15 protein-coding genes are annotated in these 17538 nt (G+C 63.0%); 4 read left to right on the top strand and 11 right to left on the bottom strand.

Annotated features, from left to right (window positions below):
• Positions 1 to 43 precede the first annotated feature (43 nt).
• Together NG898_RS17530 and NG898_RS17535 are read right to left on the bottom strand one after the other, a co-directional pair.
• A complete protein-coding gene (locus NG898_RS17530; protein ID WP_252693640.1) occupies positions 44 to 1585 on the bottom strand; it encodes a cryptochrome/photolyase family protein in 1542 nt (513 codons plus the stop codon).
• A 72-nt stretch (positions 1586 to 1657) separates the two neighbouring features.
• Positions 1658 to 2254 (bottom strand): lipocalin family protein, encoded by a 597-nt coding sequence (locus NG898_RS17535; RefSeq protein WP_392398044.1) that lies wholly within the window; start codon positions 2252 to 2254, stop codon positions 1658 to 1660.
• Between the two features lie 407 nt (positions 2255 to 2661).
• On the opposite strand from NG898_RS17535, the gene NG898_RS17540 reads away from it, so the two are divergent.
• The gene (locus NG898_RS17540) at positions 2662 to 3141 is read left to right on the top strand and encodes a chalcone isomerase family protein (protein ID WP_252693642.1); all 480 of its coding nucleotides are present in this window, start codon (positions 2662 to 2664) and stop codon (positions 3139 to 3141) included.
• An 11-nt stretch (positions 3142 to 3152) separates the two neighbouring features.
• On the opposite strand, the gene NG898_RS17545 is transcribed toward NG898_RS17540, so the two are convergent.
• Positions 3153 to 3785 (bottom strand): lipocalin family protein, encoded by a 633-nt coding sequence (locus NG898_RS17545; protein ID WP_252693643.1) that lies wholly within the window; start codon positions 3783 to 3785, stop codon positions 3153 to 3155.
• Here NG898_RS17545 and NG898_RS17550 point away from each other — a divergent pair.
• Complete coding sequence (locus tag NG898_RS17550; protein ID WP_252693644.1) at positions 3774 to 4304, top strand: DUF2878 domain-containing protein; 531 nt, start codon at positions 3774 to 3776, stop codon at positions 4302 to 4304. The genes NG898_RS17545 and NG898_RS17550 overlap by 12 nt on opposite strands.
• 19 nt (positions 4305 to 4323) lie before the next feature.
• Here the strand turns inward: NG898_RS17550 and NG898_RS17555 are convergent, their stop codons facing one another.
• From NG898_RS17555 to NG898_RS17590, 8 genes are all read right to left on the bottom strand, one after another.
• The gene (locus tag NG898_RS17555; protein WP_252693645.1) at positions 4324 to 5424 is read right to left on the bottom strand and encodes an SAM-dependent methyltransferase; all 1101 of its coding nucleotides are present in this window, start codon (positions 5422 to 5424) and stop codon (positions 4324 to 4326) included.
• Between the two features lie 30 nt (positions 5425 to 5454).
• Positions 5455 to 6231, bottom strand: a complete 777-nt coding sequence (locus tag NG898_RS17560) for a DUF1295 domain-containing protein (RefSeq protein WP_252694160.1) — start codon at positions 6229 to 6231, stop codon at positions 5455 to 5457.
• 2 nt (positions 6232 to 6233) lie between these two features.
• Positions 6234 to 7433 (bottom strand): SAM-dependent methyltransferase, encoded by a 1200-nt coding sequence (locus tag NG898_RS17565; protein WP_252693646.1) that lies wholly within the window; start codon positions 7431 to 7433, stop codon positions 6234 to 6236.
• Positions 7430 to 8197, bottom strand: coding sequence for a DUF1365 domain-containing protein (locus tag NG898_RS17570; RefSeq protein ID WP_252693647.1), 768 nt, complete (start codon positions 8195 to 8197; stop codon positions 7430 to 7432). The genes NG898_RS17565 and NG898_RS17570 overlap by 4 nt, the downstream gene beginning before the upstream one ends.
• Positions 8194 to 9489 (bottom strand): NAD(P)/FAD-dependent oxidoreductase, encoded by a 1296-nt coding sequence (locus NG898_RS17575; RefSeq protein WP_252693648.1) that lies wholly within the window; start codon positions 9487 to 9489, stop codon positions 8194 to 8196. Before NG898_RS17575 ends, NG898_RS17570 begins: the two co-directional genes overlap by 4 nt.
• A 28-nt stretch (positions 9490 to 9517) precedes the next feature.
• The gene (gene folE, locus NG898_RS17580; protein ID WP_252693649.1) at positions 9518 to 10246 is read right to left on the bottom strand and encodes a GTP cyclohydrolase I; all 729 of its coding nucleotides are present in this window, start codon (positions 10244 to 10246) and stop codon (positions 9518 to 9520) included.
• A gap of 100 nt (positions 10247 to 10346) precedes the next feature.
• The gene (locus NG898_RS17585) at positions 10347 to 11333 is read right to left on the bottom strand and encodes a MerR family transcriptional regulator (RefSeq protein ID WP_252693650.1); all 987 of its coding nucleotides are present in this window, start codon (positions 11331 to 11333) and stop codon (positions 10347 to 10349) included.
• A 205-nt stretch (positions 11334 to 11538) separates the two neighbouring features.
• Entirely contained in the window at positions 11539 to 13830 is a 2292-nt protein-coding gene (locus NG898_RS17590) for a LamG-like jellyroll fold domain-containing protein (RefSeq protein WP_252693651.1), read from the bottom strand.
• Positions 13831 to 14448: 618 nt separating this feature from the next.
• Between NG898_RS17590 and NG898_RS17595 the strand changes: the two genes are divergently transcribed.
• The gene (locus tag NG898_RS17595; RefSeq protein ID WP_252693652.1) at positions 14449 to 16464 is read left to right on the top strand and encodes a glycoside hydrolase family 28 protein; all 2016 of its coding nucleotides are present in this window, start codon (positions 14449 to 14451) and stop codon (positions 16462 to 16464) included.
• A 79-nt stretch (positions 16465 to 16543) separates the two neighbouring features.
• Complete coding sequence (locus NG898_RS17600) at positions 16544 to 17536, top strand: TRAP transporter substrate-binding protein (RefSeq protein ID WP_252693653.1); 993 nt, start codon at positions 16544 to 16546, stop codon at positions 17534 to 17536.
• Positions 17537 to 17538: the final 2 nt, after the last annotated feature.

Below are 17538 nucleotides of genomic sequence, written 5' to 3' on the forward strand. Positions count from 1 at the left end.
TGACCTCCTGATTGTGGTTGAGCGCTGCGCGCCGTCGCATCCGTCATAACGCCTCCAGCCGCGCGCGCACTTCAGCGGCACGCGCGCGCAGGGCATCGCGCTCGTCGGTGTCCATCTTGGCGAGCTGCCGATACACCATCGCCAAGCGCGGGTTGCGGCCGAACACCTCGATGTGGCGCGCGAAAAAATCCCAGTACAACGCGTTATAAGGGCACGCGCGCTCTCCGACCCGCTGCTTGCTGTCGTAGTGGCAGCCCTTGCAGTAATCGCTCATGCGCGACAGGTAAGCAGCACTGCTGACATACGGCTTGGTGGCGATGCGCCCACCGTCCGCCCACTGGCTCATGCCGACCGTATTCGGCAGCTCCACCCATTCGAAAGCGTCGATATACACGCCCAGGTACCAGCGATGGACCTCGGCGGGTGACAGCCCTGCAAGCAGCGCAAAGTTGCCGATCACCATGAGCCGTTGAATGTGATGCGCGTGGGCGGTTTTCAACGACTGGCCGATCGCCAGTTGCAGGCAGCGCATCTGGGTCTTTCCGCTCCAGAACCACGATGGCAGCGGCGCATCATGGTTCAGCACGTTGCACGACGCGTATCCGGGCATCTGCGCCCAATAGATGCCGCGTACATATTCCCTCCAGCCCAGTATCTGACGAACGACCCCCTCCACAGCAGACAACGGGGCCGTGCCATGCCGATACGCTGCCTCTGCACGCTCGATCACCTCGCGCGGATTCAGCATCTTCACGTTGAGGGAAAAAGACAGCAGCGAGTGGAACAACCGCTGGTGGTTGCTGCTCATGGCGTCTTCAAAATCGCCAAAATGCGGCAGCGCCCGTTCAATAAATGCATCCAGGCAAGCCAGCGCTTCCGTGCGGTTCACGGGCCACCGAAACTCGCCGGCCTGCGGGTCGCCAAACGACTTCACTCCGCTGCGCTCCACCGTGCGCCACAACGCCCGGTGGTCATGCACGGGGCGCGCGTCGGCAGGTTCTGGGGGCGTGCCGCGCCACGGCTTGCGATTGTCATGGTCGAAATTCCATTGCCCGCTTTCCGGCGCACCTGTGTCGTCCAGCAGCACGTTAAAGCGGCGGCGCATCTCGCGATAGAACCGCTCCATCAGCCACTGCTTGCGGCCCGCAAACATGGCGGCCAGATCGTGCCTGCCCGTGAGGAAATGTTCGGTGTCGACTTCGCACGTAGATAACGACTGCGCTTCGGCCCATTCGCGCAACTGTGCATCCACGCGCCACTCATCTGGGGATTGCCACTCCACCCGCTCGGCGCCGTAGTGTCCGGCCAGTGCGGCAAGATTCCCAGTCAGGGACTGGCGGTTGCTTTCATCGTCAATCGCCACATAGCGCACGCGGTGGCCGCGCGATCGCAAACCGTGTGCGAAATCGCGCATGGCCGCAAAGATGGCGAGAATCTTTTGCGCGTGGTGCAGCACGTAGTCAGTCTCTTGCCGCACCTCCATCAGCACGTAGACCACATCATCGTCCACCTGCGCAAACCAGGAATGCTGCGGATTGAGCTGATCGCCCAGCACCAGCCGCAGCGTCTTGGCACGCTGGTTCATGTTATTACTCTCGGAACATGGCGCCACGTGCGTCTGGTGCTCGCCCTTGGTGTGGTGCATGCGCCCTCGCGGCTACTGAGTCGGATCCTGCCGCTCATGGGACACGGAAATCAGCGCGGACGTATCAATGCCGAGCGCACGCGCACGCGCAACAATCGCCTCACGCTGTGCGGGGTCCAGATGCTTGTCTCGTGTCAGCACCCAGCAGTAACTGCGGTCCGGCCCGACAACCAGGGCCCAGCGATAGCCTGGATCGAGCGCGGCCACGTGATAGCCGCCGTAGAACGGGCCGAAGAATGACACCTTCAGCGAACCGGTATCGTGCTCGCCTATGAACAGCGCTTTGCCCACGGCCTCGCGCCATTCGCCCTTGGCAGGATCAAAGCCACGGTTGACCACGCGAACGCTGCCATCGGGTTGGAGCTGGTACGTGGCTGACACATCGGTCAGGCCCCGCTCAAACGAATGATCGAGCCTGGCCTGCTCGTACCAACGTCCCTGATAGCGTTGAAGATCGAACGGTGTGACGGCCGTAATGCCTTCGGGCGGGCTCGTTGGCGCACAGCCCGCCAGAAACGCCCCAGCGAGCAACGGTGCCAGCCAGCGCAGGCGCGCTCGCACCACAGATGATGCTGCACCTCGCAGAACAACGCCGATTCGCTCGAACATGCCCGGGCCACGCAGCCCTGCGCGCTTCGCGAATTGAAATGCAGTTGTCAACGCATCTGCCATCCGAGTTCCCTCATAGTGATTGCCGCCCCTTGCGACATGAAACGCTGCACAACGCAGTGCGTCAACGGAATGCAGCAGAACAAGCGCCCCCTTTCCGCCAATGAACATGGTTTGAGTTGGCATATCCGCTTACGCCCTCAAGCCTGGTGTTGCCCTGCGGTGTGAGCATGAGCAGGTTTTGCATCAAGAAAACTTCGTGCCACCGTTTCCGCGTCGCGCGCTCCGTCAGTAGACTTTGAAAGCGTTCTGTTCCCTGCTTAACCAACATGTACGCACGCCCTTGCGATATGCCTGCCCAATGCGTTCACGCCATCCGAGCCCTAGTCCTTCTTCTGTGTTCCGCCATGAGCGTTGGAGCCTGGGCCAATTGCCGCGACACAGTGCCTGCGCCGCAACTCTCCGGTAAGGGTGCGTTGTGCCTCTTCGGGTTCTGCCTCTACGATGCGCAGCTATGGAGCGCTGAACTCCCACCCAGCTATGACGCGCCCTTTGCATTGGAGGTGACGTATCGGCGTGCGATCGAACGGAGCCGGCTTGTCGAAACCGCCATCGACGAAATCCGCAGGCTGCAGGCGCCCGTCCCATCTGACGACACCCTCGTGCAATGGCAGCGCGCAATGACCCCCGCTTTCCCCGACGTCAGACCGGGCGACACCTTGTGCGGCGTGTATCTGCCCGGACGCGGTGCACGCTTCTATGCCAATGGGCAACTGACGACCGAGGTGGACGATCCGGCCTTCGCGCGCGCCTTCTTCGATATCTGGCTGGCACCGGGCACGCGTGCCCCGTCCCTGCGTCGTCATCTCCTGGGCAAGTCACGTTGATGCGCGTACGGCTAGTTGGCATCTCCCGGCGACTGGAAGCCCGGTTGGCCGATCTGGCCTGGGACTTGCGGCACACGCCGGAAACGCGAAATGTCATAACCCATCTCGTCGAAACGGCTCAATGCTGCGCGATAGTCGGCATCACTCATGTTGGGGTCGCGCGAGAACACCCAGCCGAGGCTTTTGTCTGGATAGCCGAGCAGGGTCACCCGGTATTCCGGATCGACATACAGCGTCAGTTGCGACACGTAGATCGGCCAGAACAAACGCACGCGCCACTCCCCACCACCGCTGCCTTCCACCACCGAATCAACGAACTGCATGCGTTTGAAGGCGGCATCGAAACTGCCCGGCCGGTAGACATAGGCATCGTCAATACGGCCGTCGGGCCGCAGGGACCATTCGGCATAGCTGCCGACATTGCCGCGCTCTCCAAAGTACGGAATGTTGGCGATGACATACCAGCGCCCCATGTAGCGCGGCAGATCAACCGGTACCGTCTTCAGCGGCACTGCTGCCCGCGGGTTGGGATTCGGCGGTGGGCCGGAGCAGGCAACGCTGGCAAATGCCAGCGCGACCACCGCCACACAACGTGCCCAACCTGACAGGGTGAGCCAACGGTGGCCTTTTCGATGCGTTCTCATCGCGCTCTCCTCTATGCATTAGCCGGGCAAGCCGGCTGGTTTGTCTGCGTGCTGAGTGCCGCGCGCGATGCCGCGTGGCTCGGCATCGTTTTTGTCGCCGCACTGCTCGCGCTTCACCTGCAGCAAGCCCGCCGGCCGTACCAGGAATTGCGGCTGGTGCTGTGGGTCGTGGTGCTCGCGGCGCCGTGGGAAACGCTCCTGATACGCACCGGGCTCATCGCTTATCCGCATGGGGCCGTTTGGGCCGGTTTCGTGCCGCCCTGGTTGCTGGCGCTGTGGGTACTGTTCGCGATCCAAGTGAATGTCCTCTTTCGTTGGCTGCGCGGCAGGAGGCGGCTGGCGATGGCGCTGGGGGCCATTGCCGGACCGCTGTCGTTTCGTGCGGGAGCGGCACTCGGGGCGGCACACATTCCTGACATGCTCGTCACGCTGGGCGTGTTGGCTGTCGGTTGGGCGATATGGATGCCGCTACTGGTATGGATGGGCGAGCGCAACGACGGAACGGGCGCACCGCCCTGAGTGCCGCAGCGGCTATCCCCTAGCGCTTGACGAACCGGTAATGCGCCACGCCCCACTCGTTGCCGCCGGCATAGCCAAACAAGCTCGACACCGCCAGGTAGAAAATGCGCCACCGCTGAAACCACACGGCGGCCTGGCGCTCGCCATAGGTCTGCGCGAACACCGGCATCAAACGGCCGCGGGCAGCGTCAAGGTTGGCCAGCCAATGGTCTGCCGTGCGCGCGTAGTGCATGCCGCTGACCCACCAGTGACGCGCCACACGCAGGTCGCCCTGGAACTCCAGCAGCAACGCCTCTGATGGCATCGTGCCGCCAGTGAAGAAGTACTTCGACATCCAGTCGGTGCCGTCCTGCACCTGAAAGTGATACGCCAGCGTGCGATGCGCAAAGATGTGCACGAACAGCACCGCATCCGGGCGCATCCAGCGCGCGATCTTGCTCAGCAACAGGCCGTAGTTTTTCATGTGCTCGAACATTTCGATCGATACCACACGGTCAAAGCGGCCGCCCTCCGGCATCTCTGCAAACTCGAAATCGACGATGTTTCCCGTGTGCACGCTGAGGTTTGTCAGGCCGCGCTCGGCTGCCCGGGCCTCGATCCAGCTGCGCTGACCGCGCGAGTTCGACAACGCCACGATGCGCGCGTTGGGATAGCGCTTGGCCATCCACAGCGACAGCGATCCCCAGCCGCAGCCCAGGTCCAGAATGCACTGGCCGTCGGCCAGGCCGGCGCGTTCGGCATAGCAGGCGAACATGGCCTCTTCTGCCTCGGCCAGCGTTTCGTTGCCGGTCGGATACAAGGCGCAGGAGTATTTCAACTGCGGCCCCAGATGAGCCTCGAAAAAGGCGGGCGGCAATTCGTAGTGCTGCGTGTTGGCCGCGTCTGTGTCGATGGCGATGGGGCTGCCGTGCAGCTCGTCCAGCAATGCATTGAAACGCCGCGACCGCTGTTCGCCGTCGTTCAAGCCTTCGTCTCGCAGGCGTTGACGCACAAGGGCGCGCATGCCGGCACGCACCAGCGCATCCGGCAACCATCCGCGCTCGCAGCATTGGATGAGCCAGCCGTCGCTGGCGTCGGCCGCGGCCTGCGGCGGTAGGGTCGGCGTGGACAGCGCAGTCATGTGGGGCTCCTTGGTCTGTATGTCTGTACATCAGTGGCGCGGCGGCCAGGGGATCAGCACGCTTGTTGTGCGGGCGTATTCGGCATAGTCGTCGCGCGTGGCATGCATATGGGCTTCGAGCATGGGAACGCCCGAGACCTTCACGAGCAGCCACGCCATGGCCACCGGCGGCAGCAGCGTGAGCCATGCCCAGGGCGAGCCGATCGCCAGGGGCACATAGGCCAGCCAGTGCACGCATTCAAAGAAATAGTTTGGGTGCCGCGAATAACGCCACAGCCCCACCTGGCACGTCTTGCCCCGGTTGACCGGGTCTGCCGCAAAGCGGCGCAATTGCCCGTCTGCCACGGCCTCGCCGGCCACCGCCACCAACCACAGCGCCACCGCAACCGCCATGGCGAAAGCGCTGGGAGAATCCGGCCGGTAGCTCGGCACGGCAAACGCGATCGACAGCAACATCGATACGGCCGCCTGCAACTGGAAGAAGCCAAACATGTTTCGCGATGCGGCCGGGCCCCACTCCTCGCGCAACTTGCGGTAGCGCGCGTCTTCCGGCTTGCCGGCGTTGCGGCGCCACAGGTGCCAGCCAAGGCGCGCACCCCACGCCGCTCCGCCGGTCCCGACGAGCAAGCGCGCCGGCAATGAACCGGTGCTCAGCGCCGCGTAGAGCAATGCCACCATGCCCAGCGAGAACGCCCAGATCGGATCGACCATGCCAGCGTTTCCGCTGCGCAGCTGCCACGCCCAAACGGCGCTGAACACCGCCACCAGAAACACCAGCGCAACGAGTGCGACGCCCACCACAGGCATGGTCACCCCCGCTCCAGCAGAAACTGCGACACGCCGATCCGGCCCTCGTCAAAGCCGGCCTCGCAATAGGCGAAGTACAGGCGCCAGATGCGGATGAACGGCTCGTCGAATCCGAGTGCGCGCACAGCATCGAGCCGGGCTTCGAAACGCTGGCTCCAGCGGCGCAGTGTCTCTGCGTAGTCGCGGCCGAAGTCAAGGCGCTCGACCACACGAAAGCCGTGCTGTTCGGCCAGCCGGATGAAGCGCTCGCGGCTGGGCAGCATGCCGCCCGGGAAGATGAACTGCTGGATGAAATCGGTGCCGGCGCGGTAGCGCTCGAAATGCGCCTCGTCGATGGTGATGCTCTGCACCAGGGCGCGCCCCCCATGGCGCAGGCATCGCACTAGCATCTGAAAGTAAGTCGACCAGTAAGCCTCGCCCACCGCCTCGAACATCTCGATGGAAGCGATGGCGTCGTATGCTCCGTCCAGATCCCGGTAGTCGCGCAACTCAACGTGGGCCCGGGCTTCGCCGGCCAAGCGGTCGGCCGCGTAGCGGCGCTGTTCTTCCGAGAGCGTGATGCCGTGCACATGCGCACCGCGGGCGCAAGCCATCTCCATCAGGCCGCCCCACCCGCAACCGATTTCCAGCACTTCCATACCGGGCTCGACCCTGAGCAGATCGCACACACGCCGGTACTTGGCAGCCTGCGCATCCGCCAACCCCTGACGCAGATTGCCATTGAACCAGGCAGACGAATACGCCAGGCCTTCGTCCAGCCACAGCCGATAGAAATCGTTGCCGAGGTCGTAATGCAAGTGGATATTGCGACGGCTGCCTTTGCGACTGTTCCTGCGCAGCAGGTGGCGCAAACGAAGGACGGAACGCGCCAGCGCATTCCCGAAGATCGCCTGGTCCAGCGTGGCCGCATTGACGATGGCCAGTCGCAGCAGGTTGGGCAGGTTGCCCGTGTCGATCCATCCATCGCGATACGCCTCGGCAAAACCCACATCGCCGCTGCGCAGGATGCGCCCGCAGGCGCGCCAGTCGGTGATGCGCAGATCGGCCACCAGCGGCGACGCGGCATCGCCGATCTGCATATCGCCGTCGGGCGTGACAAGGTGAAGGCGGCCGTGCCGCAGCCGCCCGGCCAGCGCCACGAACAGCCGGCCGGCCGCAGGAACATGAGGCGGCACCCAGGCCAGGGAGCGCAAGGCTGTCATCGGGAATTCTCCGGAGAAGTTCTGTTGTGGGCATGACGGCCAAAGAACGGCACGCCCTTGACCCACAAGCGCAGGGCTTGCCAATGGATGCGGCCGATGACCTGCAGCGCAAGTAACGGCTGCCGCAGCAGCGCGCGGCGCAAGTGAGCGGCATCAAACGGCTGCAGTCGTCCGCCGATGGCGGTATGCAGCAACAGGCCGTCTTGGTCGTGATAATCGATGCGCACCAGCGCCGTTGCCGCCGTCTCGGTAAAGCGGAACCGATAACCGCCCTCGACCCTGCAGAAGGGCGAGACATGCAACTGCTTGCGGCACGTCAGCACGGTCTGTGCGCCGATGGCCCCGCCGTCCTGCGCGCACAGCAGGTAGCTATGGTGCTGCCCGAAGGTGTTGTTCACCTCGGCCAATACCGCGCGCAGCGTGCCGCCCGCATCGTGGCAATACCAGAACGAGACGGGGTTGAACATCCAGCCGGCAATGCGCGGAAAGGTCTGCAACCAGACCTCGCCATCGGCAGGCAAACCCGCGCTGCTCAGCACGCCACGTATCCAGGCGAGCAGATCCGTGCCGTCTCTCGGGCCATAGTCACGCACGCGCAAAGACAGCGGCCGCAAGCAGTCCACGCCAAACCACGCGCCCGTCAGCCGCCCAAGCGCCGAGAGCTTCACGCGCACGGCAAACACCGGGTAGACAAAGCGATGAGCCACCGGCCGCAGGCGGCGGTGCATGACCTGACCGACAAGAAGCTGCGCGTCGCAGTTCATGGCGCCACCTTTGCCCAGGCTGGGGCGCAGCCGAAATCCGCCACCACGCGCAGTGCAGACTTCAGTCCGTCTTCATGGAAGCCGTAGCCGGTCCAGGCACCTGCAAACCAGGTGTGGCCACGACCTTGCAACTCCGGCAAGCGCGCCTGCGCGTCAATGGCGGGCTGATCGAAGACCGGGTGCTCATATTCGAAGCGCTGATACTCCAGCTCGGGCGCGGGCGGGTCGGACGGATTCAAGGTCACGACCACCGGCGTCGACACCGGCAGCGGTTGCAGTTGGTTCAGCAGATAGCTGACGCACGGCGCCGCGCCGGTCGTGCCCGTGCGTGAGGCATCGAGATAGTTCCATGCGGACCACACGCGCCGCCGACGCGGCAGCAGACGCGTATCTCGGTGCAGGAAGGCGGTGTTGGGCTGATAGCGGAATGCACTCAGCACGGCGCGCTCGTCGTCCGTGGCATCGTCGAGCAGACGCAGGGTCTGGGGCGCGTGCGTGGCGAGCACCACGGAGTCAAAGCGCTCGCTGCCTGAATCGGTCCGCACGTCGACATGGTCTGCTGCACGGCGGATGCCTCGCACGGGCGTGCCGACGCGCACGTCTGCCAGCCCGCGCGCAATCGCGTGGACATAGCTGCGTGCCCCGCCTTTGACAGTGCGCCAGCGCGGCCGGTTGAAGACCTGCAGCAGGCCGTGGTTCAGGCAAAACCGCAGAAAGGTTTCTGCCGGAAATGCCAGGATGTCCCGGCTGGGCGTGGACCAGATTGCCGCCGCCATCGGCAACAGGTAATGCGCACAGAACGGCTCGCCATAGCGGCCGGCGGCAAGCAACGCGCCCAGGCTATGGCGCTCGTTGCGTGCCACCGCCAAGTTGGCGTGCGCTTGCCGGTTGAAGCGCAGGATGTCGCCCAACATCGACAGGAACCGTGCCGACACCAGATTGCGGGGCTGCGCAAAGACGGTGCTCAGGCTGGTGCCGGCCCATTCCAGCGCCCCGCCGTCAACCGACACGCTGAAGGACATGTCGCTTTCGCAATGGGCGACGCCAAGCTCGTCAAACAGCGCGATGAGGTTGGGATACGTGCGCGCGTTGAAGACCAGAAAACCGGTGTCGACGCCGAACACCTGGCCGGCCTCCTCGATGTCGACCGTATTCGTATGTCCGCCAAGCCGTGGCGCGGCCTCAAACAGCGTCACGGCGTGCCGCTTCGCAAGAAAATGCGCGGCCGCCAACCCCGAGATGCCGGAGCCGACCACGGCAATGCGCTTTACCGGAAACTGAAGAATCTTCAAGGCGATGTCTCTTTGGGTGACTGGACACTCATCCGCCGTGGCGGCCGGGCAGCAGCGCAAGAAACTCGCGCCGCAAACTGGGATCGGTCAGAAACACGCCGCGCATCACGCTGCTCACCATGCGCGACCCGTCGTCCTTCGTACCGCGCCAGTGCATGCAGTAGTGTTCTGCCTCCAGCACGACCGCCAAGCCGTCGGGCGCCATGCGGTCCTCCAGCAAATCGGCAATCTGCTTGATGGCTTCTTCCTGAATCTGGGGACGGCTCATGACCCAGTCGACCAGCCGTGCGTACTTGGACAGCCCAATCAATTGGGAGTCTTTGTGCGGCATGACACCGACCCACGCGCGCCCCATCACCGGGCACAGGTGGTGCGAGCAGGCGCTGCGCACCCGCAACGGCCCGACCACCATCAGCTCGTTAAGCCGTTCCGCATTCGGAAACGCCGTCACTTCCGGCGCTTCGACGTAGCGCCCGGCAAACACCTCGCGCACGAACATCTTGGCCACACGGCGAGCCGTCTCCCGGCTGTTGTGGTCTTGCTCGACATCGATGACCAGCGCGCGCAGCACCGCCTGCAAGCGCTCCTCGACCTCGGCCTGGAGCAGATCGAGCTCGCCATCGCGCAGGTAGGCGGCGATGTTGTCATTGGCGTGAAAGCGGTGGCCGGCGCTCATCAACCGCTCCCGAATCCGGACAGAAAGCGGCACGCTGCCAGCCGCCCCGGCAAACCCGGGCGGATCCAAAGTCAGTTTCATTGAAGTTGCCTCCGAAAAGTCGGCGGTGCTCCCACCGCCCATGCCGCCTCAGGCGAGCTGACAGCGAGATGGATGGGGCGCGTTCGCTACCTATACGCAGCTAACTCGCAGGTGGATTCAGCGTCTCGGCCCGAATGGCGAATTCCATCGCGTCTTCGAGCATCAACCGCGCGCGGTTGGCGACGTCCCCAAGATGGCGGTGCAGTTGTTCATCGAGCGCCGACCGCACCGCGCAGCCGTCGCTGAAACGCTCGAACGCGTCGAGCTGGCGGATCAACCCGACAAGATGCCGTGGGCACTCGCAGGCAATCGTCTGAGATGCGTTGGCGAAGATTTCCAGCTGGCGATCCGAAAACCGACGCGCATTGCGCCGCAACGGTTCGAGCTTTCCGTAGACCGCGTCGACGCGCACGAGCTGCGCCAGTTCTTGCAGGACCTGGTCGAGTTCACTGTGCGCGTTGGGCTCCCGGTACAGCCGCACGCCGGCCGCGCGCAGCATGTCGGTGGCGCGAACCGTGCCGAAGCTGTAGATCACGCCCACTGCGCTGGCACCGGACCGGCGCGTTGCCGCCAATAGGGCTTCCGCCGTCTCCGGATGCAGGGATGCGGCCTCCACGATCAGTGCGTCTGCATGCGGAAGCTGCTCAAGGGGGGTCTCACCGTCGAGTGCAGGCAGCGCGATGACAGGCTCGATCCCCAGCGATGCAAGCGTGGTCTTTCTGCGCCGGACGCGCTCCGCCAGCAACGCACCACAGACCGCAAGCGAAATTGCCTCGGTGGATGGCACTGGCGCCGGCGTTTCGGAAGCCTGAGAGGTTTCCAGCAACTGCTGGAGTTCTGTGCTGTCGGCATGCGCAATGGCGCCAATCGCATGACCCTGGTTGACAAGCGAGCGCAGCAACGCGAGGCGCTTGACGTCTTCGCTCGAATACAACCGCTGGCCCGACTCCGATTTAGTGGGCGAAATCACGCCATAGCGCTGCTCCCAAACACGGAGCGTGGATACAGGCATCTTCGCCATGCGGGCGGCTGTTCCGCTTCGGTACATCGGGGCTGCGTTGTCTTCGTGTGGCACGTGCGTCTCCATGCAAGAGCTGCTTTGCTGACATGAAACGCTGTGCCGCCAACATCGTCAATGAAATGAAGCGCAAAACGCGCTCCCCGCACCTCCATGAGTCGGAATTGAGTTGCTATTCCCAGAAAAGCCGCCAAGTTGCTAGGCCACCACATCGGCACACCAAAACTGTGCTCCCGCCGAACCGTTGCGGCGGGAGCCGTCCTCACGGCTGCTATTACGAAGCGCGTGCCGTCAACCACTGGTTCGGTTGCAGCGGCGCGCCGACAATCCGCATCTCTCCAAGGCTGCCGAAGAACCCATTGCCCATGTTGCCGCCGTATTGCGCGCAGCCGATCGCCATCTGCTGCGTGCTCGCCACGTAGCGGATGCCGTCCATCCCGCTGTTGTTGCGCAGGATGGGAGCGCCTTCCACAAACATCGTCGTGCTGCCCTTCCCGTCATTGACGATGGCAACGTGCAGCCACTGCCCTGCCGAGACACCGCCCGACCAGCACGCTAGGTTCTCGGTGTTGTCGGTCGGGATGACCTCCCACTGGAACTCCATCAGGTTGGAAAATGCAAACATCGCCATCGTGTCGCCCTGGTCGACATCGCCCGGCCACGACACGCCGGAGGCTGCGCTGCGTGCGCCAAGCCGGTAAAGAATGCCCATCCAGGCGTTGTTCTGCGCGGTCCAGGCCGAATCGATTTTGACGAACGCCTCGATGGTGTAGCCGTTGGCAAACGTTTGTACGTTCAGCGGCGAAGTGGAGTCGGTCGTGAAATACGAAGACCTCGTCTGGTTGGCGTTCTTGAACTGCAGGCTGCCCGGCGCAGAAGACAGCGGATGATGATCCTTCGACCAGACCAGATCGCCCGGCTGGCCGCCCATCCACGTGTTGAGCGAGATGGGGTTCGCGCCCGCCGTGGCATCGCCCGGAACGGATGCGTCCTTAATCTGGAAGCCCGGCTGATACGGAGACAGCGCCTCGCCTTCGGCAGCGGCCGTGTTGTAGAAGCGCCAGTGCGCCAGCGTGTTGGGCACTACCGGGTAGTCGTTCGGGCCGGACGCCGGCTTGCCCGCATCCTGCGGCGGGTTGTGATAGTTCGCGAGGATCAGCCCCTTGGCGACGTCGGTCAGGCTGCTCGACACGGAGCCTGCCGCCGCCTTGAAGGTGGGATTGAAACCAGCAAAGCGCTTGGCAAAATCGATGTCGATCGAGAAGTTCTGGTTATCCGCCGTCAGCCATGCCGTATCGAACTGATTCAGGCTCGCTTCCGGCTTGACCGGCACCCATGGCGAGAATGAACTGGCGATGATCTTGTTGTTCGTCAGATCGAATTCGTACAAGCGCATCAGGCCATTGCCGCCCATATACGCCATCTGATAATCGACGACCATGAAGATGACGTCGTTGCCAGCGGCGTTCTTCTTCGTCATCTTGCACGAGCCGTGATAGTGACCCGACACGGCCATGAAAATCTGGTCGTTGTTCTTGATCAGCTTGTCCCACAGGTAATTCGAATACGCCGTATCGGCCGCCGTAACAGCGTCAGGGCCAATGCCGGCAAGCTGGTGGCAAATCAGGATGACCGGAATGCCGGGGTTCTTTGCAATGACCGAATTGGCCCACGCAATCGCGTCGTCGGAAGCGCGCCACGACATCGACAGCACCAGGAACTGATTCCCTTCCGCTTTGAACACGTGGTACTCGTGAAAGCCGGAGCCGTGGCGCCCGCCAAAGGTTGGCTGCTGTTGGGCGCGCGCGGTCGGGAACACCTTCAGGAAAGGCTCCACCAAGCCTTGCCGGTGGCTGCCGCCGTCTTGGTATCCGTCTGTGTTGTCAAAGCCAGAGACGCCAACGCCCCAGTCCGGCCCCCATTGCATCGACGAGCCGATGGCGCCAACGTCGTGGTTGCCCGCGCAAATCGAATAGTTGCAGTTGGCCTTTTCCAGCACCTGCATTGCCTGGCTGGCCAGTTCCCATTCTTTGGTCACCGTGCCATTGCTGAGTTGGCTATTGCTCAGCAGATCGGTATTCGCACTCCACGGCGCCGAACCTTCAGAAGTGTAATACCAGGACTGATCGACAATATCGCCAAGGTGCGTGGTAAATGCCAGTTTCAGCGCTTTTGCATTTTGAGCAATCCATTGCGTTTGGGCCTTGAATGGATTGTCGAATTGCGGATTGATGGTCGGGTAATTCTTTTGATACAACTCGCCCATTTTTGCGGATGCATAGCGCGGATAAAATTGCGTATCCGGCAAGGCTGCCAGCGTAAATGACGACACCAGCTTTGGTGTCGTCGTTCCGGTGCCCGGATCGCCCGCACTTGGCGGGGTGCCCGTTGAACCCGTTGAGGCGTCCGGCGAATCGCCGCCACCGCACCCGCTCAGCACACCCGACAGGCCGACCGCCGTCGAAGCCAGCATCATGCGCAGCAATTGCCTGCGCTTCAACTCAGGAACAGCGGCCAAATCATCCAGCGTCAACTGCTGTTGACCCACCCGACTTTTCATTGACATGGTTCTCTCCGTTACGTTTTAGGCTACCCAGAAGGCAAAGCGATTGCCGTCGCAATTCGCAGGGTTGGTCCAACGCTCGAAGGGAAATGAAAGTGATGCTTGAAAAGCCGCAATTCTCATCGACACAGATCAACCGCACTGAGCATCCCGAGACGGAACATTCTCAACAAAGCTCAGCTAGCGAATGCGTTCGATGCTGTTTTTATTGCCAGCAATTCATGAAATGAATCGGTCGCATCGATTGGCAACCGCATGGTAGGAATGGCGTGTGACAGTGGCATTTCTTTAAGCCATGCATATTCAATCGCGATGGGGCGCATCGCAATTCAGTGCCTAGGAACCAACGCCTATTTGAAACCGGTGCATGACGGCCCAATGCAGCATCGCCATGCGCTGGGCGGGCCGCTGGATCCGTGGCGGGTGACAAACGGGCGATGGTCCGCCGGCCCGGCACATCGCCGTCGCCCCCCCTGCGGACTCCACTGGTGGGGACCGGGAAAACCCGCCCTTGACCTCTAATATATCAATCAATAAATTCTGATATATCAAAAGACGTGCCCGGATTCAGCAGCCTCTTGCCGGGTCGACACGTCTGACAAAACTAGACGAGGAGACCCAATGACAGCGCCCTTCCGTAACCGGCGGCGGCAGGCATCTCACGCCCGCGCCCCGCACAATCCCTCGCGGCGTGCCTTTCTGAGTTACGGCGGTGCCGTCGTCGGCGGGGCGGTGTTAAGCGCCTGTGGCGGCGGCTCCGACAACGCAGCAGCACCCGTGGCCACAACGCCCACGGCACCCGTGCAGGCAGACCCAATCTGGGGTGCGAACGGTCTGGCCACCGCCATCATCTCCTCGCTGAAGGGCGTGGCACAGAGCGCGTTCCCGGCAGTTGATTTCCAGGTGGAAGCGTTTGGTGCGCAGCCGTGCAGCGTTGTCGCACAGACGAGCCCCTACACCGATCCGACCAAATCGCCGGTCAGCTCAGGCGCGGGCGCAACGCAGGCGCCTGGCGCATTCGACTCGCGCCCCGCTTTCCTGGCAGCCATTGCGGCATGCAACGCAGCCGGTGGCGGGCGCGTGGTCGTGCCTTCGGGCACGTGGTATTGCGCCGGTCCGATCGTGCTGCAGAGCAACGTCAACTTTCACCTGAGCGCCAACTGCACGATCTACTTCAGCGCCAATCCGGCGGACTTCGCCAAGGATGGCCCGATCGATTGCGGCGCCAACGGCAAGCTCTACTACAGCCGTTGGCAGGCCGACGATTGCCTGAATTTCGGCTCGCCCATCTACGCACGCAACGCCAGCAACATTGCGCTGACGGGCGAAGGGGCGACTTCGGTGCTCAACGGCCAGGCCATGACACCGTTTGCCGGCACGGGCAACACCAGCACGTGCTGGTGGACCTTCAAGGGCACCAACGGCGCCTATGGCTGCGCCAGCTCGAGCACGCCGTCGCAGGCTTACAGCAACCCGAACAACGTCGACTTGCAGACCGCGGTGCCGGGTATTCCGAGCGCGCTGTATACGCTGCTCACCAATCCGGCAACGCCATGGCAGCAAGACCAGAACTACCTGCCCGCGCTGTCCGAAGCCGGTGTGCCGGTTGAGAAGCGCATCTTCGGACTCGGTCATTACCTGCGTCCATGCATGGTGGAGTTCATCGGCTGTACCAACGTGCTGATGGAGAACTACCGTACGGTCAACACGCCGTTCTGGCAGCACCATCCGGTGCACTGCACGAACGTGGTCATCCGTGGCGTGACGGTCGACAGCATCGGCCCCAACAACGACGGCTTCGACCCCGACGCCTGCAGCAACGTGCTGTGCGAAAACGTCACGTTCAACACGGGCGACGACTGCATCGCCATCAAGTCGGGCAAGAACCTCGACACCGGTTATGGCCCGGCGCAAGACCACGTCATCCAGAACTGCACGATGAACAGCGGCCACGGCGGCATCACGCTGGGCAGCGAAATGGGCGGCGGCGTGCAGAACATCTATGCGCGCAACCTGGCGATGCTGAACCAGTTCTGGGCAACGAACTCGCTGAACATCGCCATCCGCATCAAGACGAACATGAACCGTGGCGGGTTCGTGAAGAATTTCTATGTCACCAACGTCAGCCTGCCCAACGGCGTGAACCTCACCGGTGCCGGCTACGGCAGCAAGATGCTGGCAGGCAGCCCGATCAACAGCACGGTGCCACTGGGCGTGGTGACAGCGGCCGCAGCAAACCCGTCCGCTTCGCAAGGCGGCCTGATCACGTTCGACTGCGATTACCAGCCTGCAGCCGATGCCATTCGTACGCGGCCGGCCCTGGTACAGAACGTGAACATCTCCAACGTGACTGCGGGCAACGTCACCACCGGCGGCCTGACAGGCTCGTGCTTCCAGGCCATCGTTGCGCAGGGCCCCGTGGCGTTCGACTACAACGGCGCGCTGCCTGTGCCCACCGTTCCGCCCATCACCGGCGTGACGATCTCGAACTGCAACTTCGGCACGCCCACGGCGGCCGGCCCCGCAAGCGCCACAACGCCGGGGCCGATCTACGCCTACAACGTGCACGACATCACGCTGCAGAACGTCGTGATCGGTGGACAGACCTTCAACACCACCGTGACCGACGCCCGCTGAGCAACCCGCCTCCTTCGCGCTCGGCTGGTTCGGCTGGCCAGCGCTTTTTTATTCCGACCCTGCTGCCCATACATCCATCATGAAACGCCTTACCGCAATCGCTCGTACCTCCCTGCTGTTCGCCGCATTGCTGGCCGCCTTCGCAAGCGGCGCTGCGCAAGCGCGCACTTTCCGTGTTGCCGACGTCCACGGCGACACTTACCCCACCAACATGGCCGTCAAGTTCATGGGAGAAGAAATCAAGAAGGCCACCGACGGCAAAGACTCCGTCAAGGTGTTCGGCAACAGCGCGCTGGGCTCGGAGAAAGACACCATCGACCAAGTGCGCATCGGTGCAATCGACATGGTGCGTGCCAATGGCGCTGCGTTCAACGAGATCGTTCCGGAATCGGTCATCCCCTCGCTGCCCTTCCTGTTCCGCGACATCGACCATTTCCGCAAGGTGATGTACGGCCCGGTCGGCCAGAAGATTCTGGATTCGTTTGCCGCCAAGGGCTTCGTCGCCCTGACGTTCTATGAGAGCGGCGCGCGTTCGATCTACGCCAAGAAGGCCATCCACACGCCGGCCGACATGAAGGGCGTGAAGATCCGCGTGCAGCCGTCGGACCTGATGGTCGACGAGATCAAGGCCATGGGCGGCACACCCACGCCGATGCCGTTCAGCGAGGTCTACACCGGCCTGAAGACGGGCCTGGTGGATGCGGCGGAAAACAACATCCCGTCGTATGAAGAAACCAAGCACTTTGAAGTCGCGCAGATCTACTCCGAAACGCAGCATGCGATGACGCCGGAAGTGCTCGTCTTCTCCAAGAAAATCTGGGACACGCTGACGCCGCAGGAGCAAGCCGCAATCCGCAAGGCTGCTGCCGACTCCGTGCCGTACTACGTCAAGCTCTGGACCGCGCGCGAGCAGGCGGCCACGGCAACCGTGACCAAGGGCAACGCCACGATCGTGCCGGCTTCGCAGGTTGACCGTGCCGCCTTCGTCAAGGCCATGCAGCCGCTCTGGACAAAGTACGAAACCACGCCGCAGATGAAGGACATCGTCAACGCAATCGTGGCCACCAAGTAAGC

It is taken from the genome of Ralstonia mojiangensis (assembly GCF_023955645.1).
Classification (GTDB): domain Bacteria; phylum Pseudomonadota; class Gammaproteobacteria; order Burkholderiales; family Burkholderiaceae; genus Ralstonia; species Ralstonia mojiangensis.

Bases quoted from the DNA above. Each gene is read 5' to 3' on its own strand.
- NG898_RS17545 (WP_252693643.1), bottom strand. From the start codon at position 3,785: ATGAGAACGCATCGAAAAGGCCACCGTTGGCTCACCCTGTCAGGTTGG.
- NG898_RS17565 (WP_252693646.1), bottom strand. From the start codon at position 7,433: ATGACAGCCTTGCGCTCCCTGGCCTGGGTGCCGCCTCATGTTCCTGCG.
- NG898_RS17590 (WP_252693651.1), bottom strand. From the start codon at position 13,830: ATGTCAATGAAAAGTCGGGTGGGTCAACAGCAGTTGACGCTGGATGAT.
- NG898_RS17585 (WP_252693650.1), bottom strand. From the start codon at position 11,333: ATGGAGACGCACGTGCCACACGAAGACAACGCAGCCCCGATGTACCGA.
- NG898_RS17550 (WP_252693644.1), top strand. From the start codon at position 3,774: ATGCGTTCTCATCGCGCTCTCCTCTATGCATTAGCCGGGCAAGCCGGC.
- NG898_RS17570 (WP_252693647.1), bottom strand. From the start codon at position 8,197: ATGAACTGCGACGCGCAGCTTCTTGTCGGTCAGGTCATGCACCGCCGC.
- NG898_RS17535 (WP_392398044.1), bottom strand. From the start codon at position 2,254: ATGTTCGAGCGAATCGGCGTTGTTCTGCGAGGTGCAGCATCATCTGTG.
- NG898_RS17595 (WP_252693652.1), top strand. From the start codon at position 14,449: ATGACAGCGCCCTTCCGTAACCGGCGGCGGCAGGCATCTCACGCCCGC.
- NG898_RS17600 (WP_252693653.1), top strand. From the start codon at position 16,544: ATGAAACGCCTTACCGCAATCGCTCGTACCTCCCTGCTGTTCGCCGCA.
- NG898_RS17560 (WP_252694160.1), bottom strand. From the start codon at position 6,231: ATGCCTGTGGTGGGCGTCGCACTCGTTGCGCTGGTGTTTCTGGTGGCG.
- folE (WP_252693649.1), bottom strand. From the start codon at position 10,246: ATGAAACTGACTTTGGATCCGCCCGGGTTTGCCGGGGCGGCTGGCAGC.
- NG898_RS17530 (WP_252693640.1), bottom strand. From the start codon at position 1,585: ATGAACCAGCGTGCCAAGACGCTGCGGCTGGTGCTGGGCGATCAGCTC.
- NG898_RS17555 (WP_252693645.1), bottom strand. From the start codon at position 5,424: ATGACTGCGCTGTCCACGCCGACCCTACCGCCGCAGGCCGCGGCCGAC.
- NG898_RS17540 (WP_252693642.1), top strand. From the start codon at position 2,662: ATGAGCGTTGGAGCCTGGGCCAATTGCCGCGACACAGTGCCTGCGCCG.